This window comes from Kribbella monticola (assembly GCF_003261635.1).
Taxonomy (GTDB): domain Bacteria; phylum Actinomycetota; class Actinomycetes; order Propionibacteriales; family Kribbellaceae; genus Kribbella; species Kribbella monticola.
Map to the genome: position 1 here is coordinate 1 of NZ_QFXK01000092.1, position 15799 is coordinate 15799.

The window sequence follows — 15799 nt, forward strand, 5'->3', positions numbered from 1 at the left end:
ACCCCGGCACCCCCGCACCCCCGCACCCCGGCGCCCCCGGCGCCCCCGCACCCCGGCGCCCCCGCACCTCCGCACCCCGGCGCCCCCGCACCCAGCGTCACCCGCTCCCGGCGAACCCACATTTTCAGGGGTCCACCCCAGAAAATGTGGGTTCGCGGCCGGTATACGGGCAGGCAACCCGCACTTTGAGGGGTCCGCCCCCGAGGCGGTGGGTTGGCGCGGGATGCGGCTGGGCGACCTGCGACCTGCGGTTTGAGGGTGGGCTCGTGAAAGTGTGGGTTGGCGGGCGGTATGCGGGCAGGCAACCCGCACTTTGAGGGGTGGACCCCCGAGGTTGTGGGTTCGCGGGCGGGGGGTCGGCCGTTCAGGTGCGCGGGTGGGTGGGGCGTGTTGAATACGCTGGGCGACTGGGTGGTATCTGAATGAATTTGCTACTCGTGGGTCACAAGCCATGGCGTGCTAGTCCGGAACGGCTTATTGTCGTCGTCGGACAGGCACGTGGTGAGGTCACGGGGAGCATGGCGGATGCGTAGGTCTGGGGCGAATGAGCGGGGCGGTGGGTCGATCGGGGCTCTCGCTGTGCTCGTGTTGCTTGGGGGCGTGGCGGTGGCCGGCGTGCTCGGGAACAAGCACGACGAGTTGCCGCCGGTTGATCTGAGCACGCTCACCGCATCGTCGACGCAGACGACGATCGCGTCCGCGCCGCTGGATCCGGAGCCGTTCGCGGCGACCGACGGGTTGGTGGTCCATCCGCGTGCGGAGACCGCGCTCTACACCGCGCCCGATGCGGAGGCGTTCGCGAAGATCGCGCCGAACCAGTTCGGGGCGACCTGGCTGCCGGTGGTCGAGAAGACCGACGGCTGGGTCCGCGTGCTGCTGCCGTCCAAGCCGAACCGGTCGACCGGCTGGTTGCAGGACGAGGACCTGGATCGCGCTGCGTCGGCGTACCAGATCCGCGTGCACACCGGTTCGCGGACCATCGAGTTGTTCGAGCAAGGCAAGCGGCTCGGCGAGTGGAAGGCCGGGGTGGGTGCGAAGGCGACTCCGACGCCGCCCGGGCGGACCTTCCTGCTCGGCTCCATCATCGACAAGACGCGCTCCGCCTCGCCGGTGGTGCTTCCGCTGGGCGCGCACAGCCCCACCCTCGACACGTTCGGCGGCGGGCCGGGCACCGTGGCGATCCACGGCTGGCCGCGGCCGGACGTGTTCGGGGCAGCCATCAGCGCCGGTTGCGTGCGAGTACCTCGTACGGCGCTCGCCAAGCTTCAGCGGGTGCCGCTCGGCACTCTCGTCCTGATCGACAGCAAGTGACAGCAGGTGACAACGTGAGGAACGCGCAGATGCGACGACACTTCGGACCGACCGTCCTGACCATCGCGGCGGTGACTGGCGTGGTGACGTTCAGCCTGGTCGCCAGCGCTCCCGCCGGTACCGCGGCCAGCCGGCCCTCGTCGGCGTACGGGATCACCGCGACCGGACAGGTCCCGGTGGCGAAGACGCCGTACGTCGAGTCGCCGGACGGGAAGCGGCATACCTCCGCGGCGCTCGAACTGCCGCAGAACCCGTTGATCGCGCTGCGGGCCGGGAACGCCTCCGCGGGGAACGACTCGGCCTCGGTCGAACTCTTCGATCTCACCGTCGGGCCGGACCTGCTCAAGCAGATCAAGATCCCGCCGGACCTCAAGCAGAAGTGCGCCACGTTGCCGGCCACCGGTGCCGGCGACCTGCCGATCCCGGAGTTGCCGTTGCCGGATCTCGGGTTGCCGCTGCCGAAGCTGAGCACCAAGGATCTGCCGGTCAAGAATCTGCCGGACCTGTGCAACCTGCTGCTGACGCCGCCGAGTTCGTTGCTGGCGATCGACAGCGTGAATGTCTACTGCACGGGGGATTCGGGTGCGGTCGACATCGGTTCGCTGACACTGCTGGGCCAGAAGCTCGCCCTTCCCAGTACCAAGCAGACCGTCGTGATCCCGGCCGCGCCGCTGGCCAAGATCACGGTGAACGAGCAGTCGAAGGGTTCGGACGGTTCGTTCACGATCACGGCGTTGACGATCGACCTCGGCAACGGCGCCGAAGTGATCAAGCTCGCCTCGGCGACCTGCGCCAAGCCGGCCGCGAAGCCCACGCCGAAGCCGACCCACCAACCGACGATCCCGCAGCCGACCGAGCCGGGCAACGTTCCGCCGGCCCCGGTACCGAAGCCGGTCAAGACCCACCACGCCGTCACCGGCTGACCGCGCGCCCCTGTCGGCTGAGAGGCTTGGGGGATGGAAGCGGAGCAGGCGTTCGTCGTGGGCATCGATCGGGACGCGGTGCTCGCGCGGCGGGAGGTGGTCCGGCGTGGGCTTCGGCGCGGCGCCTGGATCACCGTCGGGATCGGTGCCGTGGGCATCGTTGTGGCGGTCTACGCGCTGCTCGCGTTCCGCGGCTCGGGGATGTGGCCGTTCGCATTGCTGCTGATGGCGAGCATGCTGCCGCTGGTGGCCAGTACGGTTCAGGCGCTGCGGCTGGATGCTGAGCGGCGGCGCTGGAACGCCCAGAACGAACTGCCGCCGGTGGCGTTCCGGATGTCGGCGAAAGGCCTGGAGCTCGCGTGCGACGGCGCGCCGTACCCGGTGTCGTTGCCCTGGGCCACCATCCGCGGATTCAAGCAGGAGAAGGTGTTCGGGCAGTTCGTGCTGCAACTGGAGCTGGCCCCTGGGATCGCGGCCACCACGGCCGGCGTACGCGGGCTTGATCAGCCGGCGGTCAGGGCGCTGGTCAAGCCGAGTCCGCTCCTGAAGCCGACCGGGCTGTATCTGGTCAAGGCTCTGGATCAGCCGTTGCACGTCATCGATCAAGCCCTGAAACACTTCTCCGACGGCAAGGCCGGCGTCTCGACAAGGTAGGGCTCAACAGGGGAGGGCGCGAAACGTGTAGCCCTGGGCGGACAGTTTCGTCAGCGCTCGGTCGAGGGCTGCGACGGTCTGCGTGCGGTTGCCGCCGCCGTCGTGCATCAAGATGATCGCGCCGGGGCGGGCTCCGCGCAGGATCTCGCGTTCGATCGCGGCCGCGCCGGGCTTCTTCCAGTCGTTGGTGTCGACGTCCCAGAGGATCTGGTGGAAGTGGTACGACGTGGCGATCGCCTCCACCACCTTGTTGGTGTCGCGGTACGGCGGCCGGAAGCAGCGCGACTTCACCCCGCTGGAGATCTCCTGCCGGATCCGGGCCTCGGTCAGGTGGGTGAGCATCGGGTGGTCCCAGGTGTGGTTGCCGATGTGGTGCCCCGCGGCCCGGGTCGTCTCGAGGAGTTGCGGATGCGCGGCGACCTCGCGGCCGAGCACGAAGAAGGTCGCCAGGGCGTGATGCCTGGCCAGGATGCTCAGCACCTGCGGCGTGTAGATCGGGTGCGGCCCGTCGTCGAAGGTCAGGTAGAGAGCCTTCGCGCCGTGGGTGCTCAGGTCCCAGCCGGTCTGGCTGATCCGCTGGTTCTTGCGGGTCGGCGTCTTCACTCGCTTCTCGACCTGGAGCGTGAGCGGGGCGTGGACGGCGACGGGGCGGACGGACGGCGCGGCCTGCGCGGACGGGTGCACTGCCGGTCGCGCGGCCTGGGAGAGGGCGGCGGAGAAGAGGAGAACGGCGGCGAACAGGAGTTTGCCGGGCGGCAAGGTCATGGATCGCATCCTCTCCCGTGGGCAGGGCCATCGGAAAATCAGCCGGGCCGTATCGTGCTGGAAGCCACAACCCAACGACGCGTGAGGCAGAACATGGACAACGGTGACTCTTCGACGATCGGCAGGCGCACGGTGATCGGGGGCGCCGCCGCGACGGCACTCGCCGCGGCCGGCTTCCAGGCAGTCCCCGCGTACGCCGGTACGCCCGGCCGGCCCGCCAAGACGGTCCGGTTGAGCGTGATGGGCACGACCGACCTGCACGGCAACGTCTTCAACTGGGACTACTTCAAGAACGCCGAGTACGACGACACCGCGCACAACGACATCGGGCTGGCCAAGGTCTCCACCTTGGTGAAGGCGGTCCGCGAGCGGATCGCAGCCGAGCGCCGTACGCCGGCGCCGCTGATGCTCGACGCCGGTGACACCATCCAGGGCACCCCGCTGGCCTACTACTTCGCCAAGATCCAGCCGATCACCGGTGGCCACGTCCACCCGATGGCGGCCGCGATGAACGCCATCGGGTACGACGCCGCCGCGCTCGGCAACCACGAGTTCAACTACGGGCTCGACATCCTGCGGAAGTTCCAGCAGCAGCTGAAGTTTCCGCTGCTCGGCGCGAACGCCCAGGACTGGAGCACCGGGTTGCCGGTCTTCCCGCCGTACGTGCTCAAGCGGGTGCACGTGCCGGGCGAGCGGCCGATCACGGTCGGCATCCTCGGTCTGACCAACCCGGGCATCGCGATCTGGGACAAGGCCAACGTGGAGAACAAGATCAAGTTCGGCGGGATCGTCGAGCTGGCCAAGCTGTGGGTGCCGCGGGTCCGCGCGGCCGGCGCCGACGTGGTGATCGTGGCGGCGCACTCGGGGATGGACCTGTCTTCGTCGTACGGCGACGCGCTGCCTGTGCCCGAGAACGCCTCCGTGCTGATGGCGGAGACGGTTCCCGGCATCGACGCCGTACTGGTCGGGCACGCGCACCTGGAGATCCCGGAGCGGCTGGTCACCAACAAGGTCACCGGGCAGCAGGTCGTGCTGACCGAGCCGCTCAAGTGGGGTATGCGGCTGTCGCTGATCGACCTCGACCTGCAGAAGGAACGCGGCTGCTGGAAGGTCGTCGGCCGGCACAGCCAGGTGCTGAACGCCAATACCGTCGAGGCCGACCCGCACGTCGTCAGCCTGCTGCAGGCCGATCACGACAAGGTCGTCGGCTACGTGAACGCGAAGATCGGTACCTGTACCGAGGCGATGTCCGCGGCGACCGCGCCCTGGGAGGACACCGCAGCGCTCGACTTCGTCAACTTCATCCAGGCCGACGCGGTCAGCAAGGCACTAGCCGGTACGCCGCAGGCCGCGCTGCCTGTGCTGGCCATCGCGGCGCCGTTCAACCGTGCAGCGGCGATCCCGGCCGGTGACGTCTCCGTGCGGGACGTGGCGGGCCTCTACATCTTCGACAACACCCTCCTCGCGGTCACGATGACAGGCGCTCAGATCACCGACTACCTGGAGTTCTCCGCGTCGTACTTCAAGCAGGTCAGTGGTCCCGGCCCGTTCCAGGCCGACCAGGTGACGAACGCGGTGACGCCGACCGCTCCGAACGGAACGCCCGACTACAACTACGACATCATGGGCGGTCTGACCAAGCCGCTGGCCTACCAGATCGACATCGCCAAGCCGGCCGGGTCCAGGATCAGCGACCTGACGTACGGCGGTGCGCCGGTGACGGCCGATCAGCAGTTCGTCGTCGCGGTGAACAACTACCGGCAGTCCGGCGGCGGCAACTTCCCGCATGTCAAGACCGCCCCGGTCGTCTACAACCGCCAGGTCGAGATCCGTCAGCTGATGATCGACTACGTCACCGCCACCGGCGAGGTGAACCCGTCGACCTTCCACACCACCGACTGGTCCCTCACCTCCGGCGGCGCCCCGATCGTCGTCACCGCCTGAGCCGAACCGCCGGCGCGCGCTCAACCGGGCGTGTACCGGCCCGGCATGGCTAGTCGGTGACGGTCACTCCGGCCGTGCGTAGGTCGAGGAGGGCTTGTTCGGTGCTGGCCGGCGCCACCCCAGCGGTGAGGTCGGCCAGCACCGTCGTACGGAAGCCTTCGTTGTTGGCGTCGAGGGCGGTGGCGCGGACGCAATAGTCGGTGGCGATACCGCAGACGTCCACCTCGGTGACGCCCTTGTCCCGCAACCAGGCGGCCAGGCCCGCGCCCTCCTGCGACTTGCCTTCGAAGCCGGAGTACGCCGCGGCGTACTCGCCCTTGTCGAAGATCGCGTCGAAGGGCTGCGGGTCGAGATTCGGGTGGAAGCCGACGCCGTCGGTACCGGCGACGCAGTGCCGCGGCCAGGAGTTCACGAAGTCGGGCGTGTCGGAGAAGTGGTCACCCGGGTCGACGTGGTGGTCCCGGGTGGCGACGACGTAGGAGTACTTGTGCTCGCCCGGCTCGGCCTCGTGCCACTCGTGCAGCAGGGTGCCGATCCTGAACGCCACGTCCGCCCCACCGCTGACCGCCAGACTCCCGCCTTCGCAGAAGTCGTTCTGCACATCCACCACAATCAACGCCCGAGCCATCACAACGCTCCTTCGCCGGTGTCCTGCTCCTCACGGTACAAGTTCGACTGCCTAGGCTGGGTGAAGTGGACCTCACGGGGATGCAGCAGTTCGCGGTCGTCGCGGCAGGGTTCGGCGCCGGGGTGCTGACCGCCACGGTCGGGGTGGCGTCACTGCTGAGCTTTCCCGTATTGCTCGCGCTCGGGCTGCCGCCGGTGGTCGCGAACGTGTCGAACACGGTCGGGTTGATCGCGGGCAGCCTGAGCGGGTCGATCGGCTACCGCCGCGAACTGATGGTGAAACCGCGTTTGGCGGGGTTCGTGGTGATCACCTGTACGTCGGGGGCGGTCGTGGGCGCCGTCTTGTTGCTGTGTCTGCCGTCCGGGGTCTTCGAGGCCGCCGTACCGTGGCTGATCGTGCTGGCCTGCCTGACCGTCGGGGTGCAGCCGTGGCTCGGGCGATGGATCCGCCGCAACGACGAGCCGGGCGGCCGTCGTACGCGATTGTCGCCGGCCACGACCGTGTTCGCCGCGCTGACCGGCGTCTACGGCGGGTACTTCGGTGCGGGCGCGGGCGTGATGATGATGGCCGTGCTGAGTCTCGGCCTCGACCTGGACCTTCGGGTGGTGAACGCCCTCAAAACCCTCGGACTGCTGGTGGCCAACATCGTCGCCGGCCTCATCTTCGTCCTTGTCGCCGACGTGGACTTCACCGTCGCCGGCCTCCTCGCCGTGGGTGCCGTCATCGGCGGCTACGCCGGGGCCCACCTCGGCCGCCGCCTCCCACCCACCCTCCTCCGCCTCCTCGTCATCGCCGCGGGCCTGACCACAGCCGTCACCATGCTCTGAGCCGTGAATGTACGAACTTCGTTCAGACCTGGGTCGGGGCGTGAGGCGTCGGGGGTTTTGTGGAACTCCAGGACGGTAATCTTCTGGGGGACTGCTTACCGATCGTCAAGGGGGAGGGACTGCGCGTGACGACGAATCCGGCCGACCGCGACGTGTCCGCCCACATCGACGTGACCAAGCCCAGCGTGGCGCGCGTCTACGACCTCGCTCTCGGCGGCAAGGACAACTACGAGAGCGACCGGGTCGTCTACCGGCAGATCATGGAGATCCTGCCCGAGGTGCCGGAGTGGGCGCAGGAGAACCGGCGCTGGCTGCAGCGCGCGGTCCGCTGGATGGCCCGCGACCAGCGGATCGACCAGTACCTCGACCTCGGAGCCGGCCTGCCGACCGTGCAGAACACCCACCAGATCGCCCAGGGCGAGATCCCGTCGGCCAAGGTGGTCTATGTCGACAACGACCCGTCGGTGATCGCCCACGGCCAGGCGTTGCTGATGGACAACGAGCGGACCGACTTCGCCGCCGCCGACTTCACCCGGCCGGACGAGGTGCTCACCGATCCCGCGGTGAAGGAGATGCTGGACTTCAGCCGGCCGGTCGGGCTGATCCAGGCGCTGGTCCTGCACCACATCAGCGATCTCGACGAGGTCGTCGCCCACCAGGCCGAGTATCTGGACCGGCTCCCGTCCGGGTCGTGTGTGGCGATCAGCCACGCCTGCAACCCGCGCGACGGCAGCGAGGCGGCGACGCTGGCCGCGACCTTCGAGGAGAAGTTCGAGCCGCACTTCCCGTCGCTGCGGTTCCGTACGCCGGCCGAGATCACCACCCTGTTCGGTGACCTCGAACTGGTCGACCCCGGGCTGGTCCGCCTCTTCGACTGGCACGGCCCGGGTATCGAGGTCGACGACACCCCCGCCGACCACTACCGCGACGCCGCCAGCCAGTTCCTCCTCTGCGGAGTAGCCCGCAAACCCTGAAATGTCAGGTCTCGGACCGACGCTCCGACGTTGCTCGCAGAAGGTGGAAGCGAGCTGAGCGGAGAACGAGATGAGTGTCGTGGCTGAGCAGGTGGCGGTGCCGCAGGAGTCGCTCGACGAGGTGCAGGAGCGCCTGGCCCGAGTCCGGTGGGCCGATGAGCTGCCGGACACCGACTGGGAGTACGGCGTACCGGTCGGGCTGGTTCGTGAGCAGGTGGCGTATTGGCGGGAGCAGTACGACTGGCGTCGGTGGGAGTCGCGGTTGAACGCTTTCCCGCAGTACGGCACGGAGATCGACGGGCAGCGGGTGCACTTCCTGCATGTGCGTTCGCGTCGGCCGGATGCGACGCCGTTGGTCCTGACGCACGGGTGGCCGGGGTCGGTGTTCGAGTTCCTGGATGTGATCGAGCCGCTGACCGAGCTGGGCTTCCATCTCGTCGTACCATCCCTGCCGGGGTTCACGTTCTCCGGCCCGACGAGGGAGCGAGGCTGGGACCTGGACCGGATCGCGAGGGCGTGGCACACGCTGATGCAGTGCCTCGGGTACGAGCGATTCGGTGCTGCCGGCAACGACTGGGGCTCGAGCGTCACCCTCGCACTCGGCCGCCGCTTCCCGGCCGACGTGATCGGCATGCACGTCACCCAGGTCTTCGCCGAACCGGAACCGGGTGAGCAGTTCGACGACCCGGCCGGGATCGCCGACCGCGAGTGGTACCACCAGAACATGAGCGCGTACGACGTACTGCAGTCCCAGCAGCCGCAGAGTGTCGCGCACGCGCTGGCCGACTCGCCGGTCGGGCTGCTCGGCTGGATGAACATCGTCTTCCGCGGCGGCCTCGACCTGGACTTCGTGCTCACCAACGTGATGGCGTACTGGTTGACCGGCACCGTCGCCTCGTCCATGCGCCTGTACTACGAAGCCTCCCGCACCGGCCGCCGCTTGCGCACCGGTGACGTCCCGCTCGCGGTCGCCCAGTTCGCCGACGACTACCGCTCGATCCGCTCACTGGTCGAACGCGATCACCAGGGCCTGACCCGCTGGACAGAATTTGCCCACGGCAACCACTTCGCCGCGCACTCCGCGCCGGACGACCTGGTCGCCGACGTGACCGCCTTCTTCGGCGGGCTCTAGTCCGCGAGCGGCACCGGAGTCGCTTCGAGTTTGCGCCGGATCAAGATCAGCGATTTGGGAGAGTCGTGGTCGAGCGCGAGCGCGATCTGGTCGAGCGTCTGCCAGTACTGCTCCTTGGCCGGCCAGTTCAGTGGGAGGGACGAGACCCGGGCGCTCGCGCAGCGGACCTGCAGGCGGAACCGCAAGATGGCGTGTTCGCCTTCGTAGGCAGGGGTTTTGGTGAGATTCCTGGCCAAGGTCAGTTCGTCGAGGAGGTTCTCGTGGGCGCGCTGAGCCTCGGCGTACGGGTCGCGGCGCGTCCTGTCGACGGGGCGTTGGAGTGCGGTGGCGACGAGCGCGAGGATGCCGGTTTTGACGGCCTCGTCGAGAGGGGTGGGAGAGGCCGCAACCGAGGACAGCAAGGCGATCTTGACGACGAAGGTGATCAGCTCGCTGAGCAGCGAGTGGTCCCGGGTGGTCTCGATCTCCTGCAGCTTGGTCCGCAGACTCGCCAGTCCCGCCAGAGCTTGGTCGCGACTGAATTCGCCGCGCGCTGCCAGTGAAGCCAGTACGTCGTCGACGTCGTCGCGCGAGAGCTCCAGCAGGTCGGCGACGTCCGTGAGCGGCAGGTAGCCGCGTTCGTCGATCGCGATCAACTGCGGAACGGCCTTTTTCACCTGCTTCCTGGTGCGTCGGCCGCTCGCGGAGGCGCGCAGTTCGGTCGCAGCGGCGGCGAGCAGAGCATCCAGATCGCCGATCACCGCGTGCAAAGCCTGATCGGCCAACTTCTTGTCACCGGCACTGAGCGCGGCCGACCGGGTCTGCTCATGCTGCACCAATCGTTCCCGCCCCGGCGGCGTGGCCGGATCGGTCAGCTCGTCGTCATCGACCAGCGGGTCCGGTGCCGCCAGGCCCGGTCGAGTCTCCAGTCCCTTGCCGCCCACGACAGCCGACAACGCATCGTCCCGTTTCGGGCCGGGCCTCGAAAAACTCAACGCTCCTCCTAGGACGTGGACCCCTCAACCCTAGTTCGCCCGCCGGGTTTCGATCCTGATGGGAAGGATTGTTCGCGTCCGGACCGGAACTGAGACTGGCTGCTGCGGTGGCCGTCCGAGCCCGGATGACGGCGCCGCCGAGCTCTGGAGGCGCCTGATGCGCTGGATTCGAACCGTCCTGGCGGCCGCGATGGTGGTGAGCGCCGCGGCTCTGGTGACGCCGCCCGGCGCCGGCGCCGTCGCGCTCGCCGCGGCAGCCCCCAACAGCTGGACAGAGTCGGCGTACACGTCGGTCTTCAAGGACAGCGGCCCGTCGGCGGACGCGGCGCAGGTGATCCGCCTGGACACCGCACGGAACGACTACGAAGGCGGACAGGTCGTCCTGCGCAGTCCCGATGCGTTCACCGTCAACAGCGTGACGTTCTCCGACCTCGCCGGTCCGTCGGACGCGATCGCCGCGGCCAACCTGTCGTACAACTTCGTCGGGTACCAGTACCTGAACCACAACTCGACCTTCGACGGCGTGCAGCGGGTGACCCAGACGATCCGCAACGCCCCGGGCGACTTCCCCGACCGGTTGCTCAACGACACCAGCCGATCGGTTCCCGCCAACACGACCCAGTCGATCTGGATCCGCGTCTACGTTCCGGCCGAAGCGGCCGGCGGTGTGTACCGCGGCACGGTGACGATACGGACCAGCGCCGGCGACATCCCGGTCCAGCTGAGCGTGAACGCCCGCGCGGTGACGATCCCGCCCTCCGCAGACGGTGCCTTCACCAACGTGATGTGGCAGAGCACGATCCCGATCGTCCATCCGGACGCGACGATCAAGGACACGATCCGGGAGATCTACAAGTACGAGCCGTACTCGGCGAAGTGGTGGCAGCTGCTCGACAACCAGGCCGCGATCACCAAGCGGTACCGCGGGAACAGCGTGCAGGTGCCGGTGATCGGCCTGTTGCGCGACGCCGGCAGTACGCTCGACGCCGCGACCGGCAAGTACACCTTCAACTGGACGCTGCTCGACCAGGTGATCGAGCACTTCCAGGCCAACGGCGCCGTGAAGCGGATCGAGGGCTTCGACCCGATGGGCGGCTCGCCGAAGTACCGGCCGGCGACCTTGTCGACGACCGCGGGTGCTCGTCAGGTGTACGTCGACTGGGACTCCGCGGCGGGCCAGAACTGGCTGAACCAGTACATCCCGGCGTTGCGCGATCACGTTGCGGCGAAGGGCTGGTCCGACCGGTGGTTCTACCACGTCGCCGACGAGCCGCAGGGCAGCGAGTCCGAGCAGCAGTGGATCGCCGTCGCGGCCAAGATCCGCTCGCTGTGGCCGGGCGTCAAGATCGCCGACGCCGTGGTCAACGCGTCCGCGCCGACGATCGCGAAGTACGAGGACATCGCCATCCCGAATCTGCACACCTATACGAACAACCCGGTCCCGTTCGACGCGGAGCTTGCCAAGGGCAAGGAACTCTGGTTCTACAACTGCAACATCCCGGTCGGTGGGCATTTGAACAGGTTCATCGACCAGGCGCAGTGGAACCAGCGGCTGACGATGTGGCTGGCGTACAACAAGGGCGCGACCGGATACCTGCACTGGGCCTACAACAACTGGCAGTACAAGCTCGACGACCAGGAGCCGAAGGGCGACGGCTGGATCACGCAGCCCGACGTTGCCCGCAACACCCTCGAGGTGACCACTCGCTACGAGTCGTTGCGCGACGGGATCGAGGACTGGGAGGTGCTGAACCTGCTGGGCAAGACCAAGCCCGGCGTCGCGAAGCAGCTGGCCCGCAGCCTGGCCGAGCGCAGCGACAAGTACACCTTCGACACGGCGTACATGCAGCGGATCCGCGCGATGATGCTCGACGCCGCGGCCGGAAAGCCGTTGGTCGCTGATGACGCCGCAGCGGGCCGTACGACGACCGCCTCCAGCCAGCTCGCCGGATCGGAACCGGCCAAGGCAGTGGACGGCGACGGTACGACGGGGTGGCAGCCGGCCGGCAACACCAAGGACGAGTGGCTCCAGGTCGACCTCGGCGGCCAGGCCAAGGTCACCGGAGTGCACCTGACCTGGTCCGGTACGGCGCCCGCCAACTACCGCGTGCAACTGTCGTACGACGGCGCGACCTGGAGTGATGCCGCCACAGCCACCGCCACGGACAGCGAGTACTTCGCCGGGATCAACGGCAAGGCGAGATACCTGCGGGTCGTCGTACCGGCGGGAGCTCCGGCGGTGAGCCTCACCTCGGTCGAGGTCACCGCCGACCGGTTCCTCCAGCAGAACCTTGCCGGAGGCAAGAGTTATACCCGCTCCGTCGCACCGGCCGCGGCCTACGGCGACGCCGGCCGGGAGGCGACGGACGGCGTCCTCGCCCACGACAAGGCGGACAAGCGCGGCTTCGGCTACGACGTACCGGCCGACGGTGCGGCACACTCGTACGACGTGACGGTCGACCTCGGCGTCGTACAGACCGTCGCGCGAGGCCGGATCCACGCCTACGAAGACAATCCGGCGTTGCAGGCCGACGTGATGGCAGTGTCGACCAGCGGTGACGGGGTCAACTTCACCAGGCGCGGCCAGGTGTCAGCGGTGAACGGGATGTGGAAGCGGTGGTACGACGTCGACTTCGCACCCGCCAGGGCGCGGTACATCAGGTTCACCTTCACCAAGACCCGTACGGCTGACGGGACCCAGACCTTCGTCGACGATGTGGAGGTCTACGGCACCGGCAGCGTCTCGGCGGTCGACGACATCCCGGGCTCGGCCGGCTATGAGTGGAGTGGTCAGGAGCTGGTGTTCGCGCCGTCGACGACGCAGACGATGCGGCGGTGGAACTGGTCGAGCGGCCAGGGAACCGTCAACACCGACTGGGGTGGCGGCCCGATCGTGGGCAGGCCGTCCGGTTATGCGTGGAACGACCAGCAGCACGCGGTGGCGCGGAACGCGAACGGCGATCTGCTGCACTGGTGGTGGATCAACGGCGAGACCCAGCCGCACCTGGCGAACTGGGCCGGCGACGCCGCGTCCGATCCAGTGGCCACGGTCTGGGGAGGGCAGCAGCACATCTTCGCCGCCTCGACCGCGGGTGCTCTGTCGCACTGGTGGTGGGATCCGGCCGACGGCAAGCTGCGGCTGGACACCTGGTCGGGCGCACCCGGAGCCATCGTCGGCCGGCCGGCGGTCTACACCTGGAACGACCAGTTGCACGTCGTTGCCAGAGGCGCCGACAACCACCTCCACCACTGGTGGTGGATCGCGGACGAATACGAACCGCACTTCGCTGACTGGGGCGGTGAGGCGTACTCCGAGCCGTCGGCGTTCACCTGGAACGGCCAGCAGCACATCTTCACCCAGGCGGCCGACGGCCAGCTCTACCACTGGTTCTGGGACGCGGGCGACGGCTTGCACAAGGTGAAGTGGACCGGCGCACCGGGCAAGTTCGTCGGTGCACCGGCGGCCTTCAAACAGGGCGCGCAGCAACATGTGGTTGCCCGCGGCCCCGGAAACACCCTCTACCACTGGTGGTGGGACCAGGCGACCGGCTTGGTGAAGTGGGAGGACAAGGGCGGCCAGGCTTACTCCGACCCGATCGCCTATGTCTTCCAGGGCCAGACCCAGCTCTTCGCCGAATCCGCGAAGAACACCTTGTACCACTGGTGGTGGACGCCCGAGGACGGCTGGCACCAGAACGACTGGGGCGGCAGCGTCGACTACAAGTAGCTCTCGGATCGCGGCCGGTCCTGACCGTTCTCAGGACCGGCCGCGCCGATCAGGCCAGGCCGGTGAGCGAGGAGATCGTTGCCTTGTGCAAGTGGGTGATCACGTTCAGGGTCTTCGGGTCCGAGCGGTAGGTGTGCGAGCCCGACTCGAACACCAGGTAGGCGCGGCCGCCGTACTCGGTGATGCCCTCGGACATGCTCGGCGCGCGGAAGCAGCTCAGCTTCGCCTTGTCGAGGTCGGGCTGGCCGCGACGCACGACGTACAGGTTGCTGCGGTTGGTCCGGCCGTACGACGTGCTGAAGACGAAGTGCGTGCCGGTGACCAGCAGGCCCTGGGTCTTGGTCGGCACCTCCCACGCCTTGTTGATCGTGGTCAGCGAGCCGTTGCTGTTGATCTTGTACTGGTACATCTTGTCGCGGCCCTTGTCGTTGAACTTGCCGGACCAGACGTAGCCGCCGTAGCTGGTCAGGAACGACGCGCCGTACACCTTGCGGTCGGCGCCGACGGCCTTGACGAACGGCGTGCCGGCCTTCTTCAGTCCGGCCTTGAGGTCCGACAGCCGGTACTTGCGGATCGTGTTGGTGCCGCCCTGCACGAACGCCCAGCCGTTGCTGGTGGTGATGCCGCCGCCGTGCGTCGGGGCGATCGCGACCACACCGACGGTCTTGTTGGTGGCCGGGTCGATGCCGATGATCTGCGAGTTCGAGCCGGTGCGGTAGGCGGCGACCAGCAGCAGGTTCTTCTTGCCGTCCCAGTTCCACCAGGTGCCGATGCCCTGCGGGGTGTGGGTCGACAGGTTCGGGACCGCCGCGCTGTTGCTGAAGCGGGCGTCGTACACCTTCGAGGCCGACGGGCCGTCGTAGAAGGGCTTCCCTCCCGTCGCGGTGCTGCAACTGATCGCCTGCAGGGCAGCCGTGCTCTGCGTCGCGGCCTGCGACGCATCGGAGCCGGTGAGCGCGACCGTGACGGCCGTTCCGGTGGCCAGTACGCCGGCCAGGCCGAGCGCAATCGCCATCCGGCGACGGGAAAGCATGTTCATGTGTTCCTCTCGAAGAACGTCGGACGGCCCGACCTTATTCGGTGAGGGTGGCAACGAAGCGGTTCAGCGCGACCGGATCCAGGTCCGCGGTGTAGGCGGCGTAGCCGGGCTGGTTCCAGCCGTCGGCGCCGAAGCCGCGGTAGACACCGCCGGCCTGTTCGACGATCAGGCGGCCGGCGCAGATGTCCCAGGCGTTCACCGAGGTGCCCATCGCGGCGTCGATCCAGCCCGCGGCGACGTGCGCCAGGCTTAGCGCCGCACTTCCGGACCGGCGCAAGGTCCCGTACGCCGTGACGAGGTTGCCGAAGCGGGCGAGACCGTTCGGGCCGTCGGTCGCCACGTCGCGCGCGCTCGGGTAGCCGGTGATGATCAGCGCCTCGGCTTCGGCGCGGTGACCGGTGGACCGCATCGGCTCGCCGTTCAGCCAGGCGCCGGACAGGTCGGCGGTGAACAGATCGCCGGTCATCGGGTCGAGGATCGCGCCGGCCACGATCCGGTCGTCGACGACGGCTCCGATCGACGTACACCAGAACGCCAGGCCGCGAGCGAAGTTCGCCGTACCGTCGATCGGGTCGACGTACCAGGTGACGCCGCCGGTCCCGGGCTGGGCGCCGTCCTCCTCGCCGACGACCCCGCTGTCCGGGATGCGGGCGGTGAGCGACTTCGTGATGGCTTCCTCGGCGCGCCGGTCGTGCTCGGTCACCGGGTCGTGCTGGTCCCGCTTGAACTCGACCGTCATCGTGCCGCGGAACGCCGCGCGCAGGTCGTCGGCGACGAGGCGGGCCGCGTCGGCCGCGGCGGCGCCGAGTTCGGCGGAATAGGCGACCAGGGCATCGGGGGAGGGCATCAGGCTCCAAGGGGTGGACGGTCGGGCGTGGCAGCGGACGCGCTCCACCCTAAG

At 68.4% G+C, this 15799-nt stretch carries 13 protein-coding genes; 8 read left to right on the forward strand and 5 right to left on the reverse strand.

Annotated features, from left to right (window positions below):
• Positions 1-525 precede the first annotated feature (525 nt).
• From DIZ26_RS36285 to DIZ26_RS36295, 3 genes are read left to right on the forward strand one after another with little or no spacing between them, the layout of a single operon-like run.
• Positions 526-1311 carry a L,D-transpeptidase gene (locus DIZ26_RS36285; protein WP_112249109.1) on the forward strand — a complete coding sequence of 262 codons (786 nt, stop codon included), beginning with the start codon at positions 526-528 and terminating at the stop codon, positions 1309-1311.
• Positions 1312-1340: 29 nt separating this feature from the next.
• Entirely contained in the window at positions 1341-2234 is an 894-nt protein-coding gene (locus DIZ26_RS36290; protein WP_112249110.1) for a hypothetical protein, read from the forward strand.
• Positions 2235-2267: 33 nt separating this feature from the next.
• Positions 2268-2888, forward strand: a complete 621-nt coding sequence (locus DIZ26_RS36295; protein WP_112249111.1) for a hypothetical protein — start codon at positions 2268-2270, stop codon at positions 2886-2888.
• A gap of 3 nt (positions 2889-2891) precedes the next feature.
• Here the strand turns inward: DIZ26_RS36295 and DIZ26_RS36300 are convergent, their stop codons facing one another.
• Positions 2892-3653 carry a polysaccharide deacetylase family protein gene (locus DIZ26_RS36300; RefSeq protein ID WP_112249112.1) on the reverse strand — a complete coding sequence of 254 codons (762 nt, stop codon included), beginning with the start codon at positions 3651-3653 and terminating at the stop codon, positions 2892-2894.
• Positions 3654-3734: 81 nt separating this feature from the next.
• Between DIZ26_RS36300 and DIZ26_RS36305 the strand changes: the two genes are divergently transcribed.
• Entirely contained in the window at positions 3735-5597 is a 1863-nt protein-coding gene (locus tag DIZ26_RS36305; RefSeq protein WP_232828925.1) for a bifunctional metallophosphatase/5'-nucleotidase, read from the forward strand.
• A 49-nt stretch (positions 5598-5646) separates the two neighbouring features.
• On the opposite strand, the gene DIZ26_RS36310 is transcribed toward DIZ26_RS36305, so the two are convergent.
• Entirely contained in the window at positions 5647-6225 is a 579-nt protein-coding gene (locus tag DIZ26_RS36310) for an isochorismatase family protein (protein ID WP_112249114.1), read from the reverse strand.
• A 65-nt stretch (positions 6226-6290) separates the two neighbouring features.
• Between DIZ26_RS36310 and DIZ26_RS36315 the strand changes: the two genes are divergently transcribed.
• The 3 genes from DIZ26_RS36315 (at position 6291) to DIZ26_RS36325 (ending at position 9158) form a co-directional block, all read left to right on the forward strand.
• Positions 6291-7052, forward strand: coding sequence for a sulfite exporter TauE/SafE family protein (locus tag DIZ26_RS36315; protein WP_232828927.1), 762 nt, complete (start codon positions 6291-6293; stop codon positions 7050-7052).
• Positions 7053-7177: 125 nt separating this feature from the next.
• The gene (locus DIZ26_RS36320; protein WP_157979934.1) at positions 7178-8026 is read left to right on the forward strand and encodes an SAM-dependent methyltransferase; all 849 of its coding nucleotides are present in this window, start codon (positions 7178-7180) and stop codon (positions 8024-8026) included.
• Between the two features lie 70 nt (positions 8027-8096).
• A complete protein-coding gene (locus DIZ26_RS36325) occupies positions 8097-9158 on the forward strand; it encodes an epoxide hydrolase family protein (protein ID WP_112249117.1) in 1062 nt (353 codons plus the stop codon).
• Here the strand turns inward: DIZ26_RS36325 and DIZ26_RS36330 are convergent.
• On the reverse strand, positions 9155-10132 hold the full coding sequence (locus tag DIZ26_RS36330; RefSeq protein WP_157979935.1) for a hypothetical protein: 978 nt from the start codon (positions 10130-10132) through the stop codon (positions 9155-9157). The genes DIZ26_RS36325 and DIZ26_RS36330 overlap by 4 nt on opposite strands.
• Positions 10133-10289: 157 nt before the next feature.
• On the opposite strand from DIZ26_RS36330, the gene DIZ26_RS36335 reads away from it, so the two are divergent.
• A complete protein-coding gene (locus DIZ26_RS36335; RefSeq protein ID WP_198676483.1) occupies positions 10290-13859 on the forward strand; it encodes a glycoside hydrolase domain-containing protein in 3570 nt (1189 codons plus the stop codon).
• Positions 13860-13908: 49 nt separating this feature from the next.
• Here the strand turns inward: DIZ26_RS36335 and DIZ26_RS36340 are convergent, their stop codons facing one another.
• Positions 13909-14898, reverse strand: a complete 990-nt coding sequence (locus DIZ26_RS36340) for a hypothetical protein (protein ID WP_112249120.1) — start codon at positions 14896-14898, stop codon at positions 13909-13911.
• A 34-nt stretch (positions 14899-14932) separates the two neighbouring features.
• Positions 14933-15745: an inositol monophosphatase family protein gene (locus DIZ26_RS36345; RefSeq protein WP_112249121.1), complete on the reverse strand. Its 813-nt coding sequence runs from the start codon at positions 15743-15745 to the stop codon at positions 14933-14935.
• Between the last annotated feature and the right edge of the window lie 54 nt (positions 15746-15799).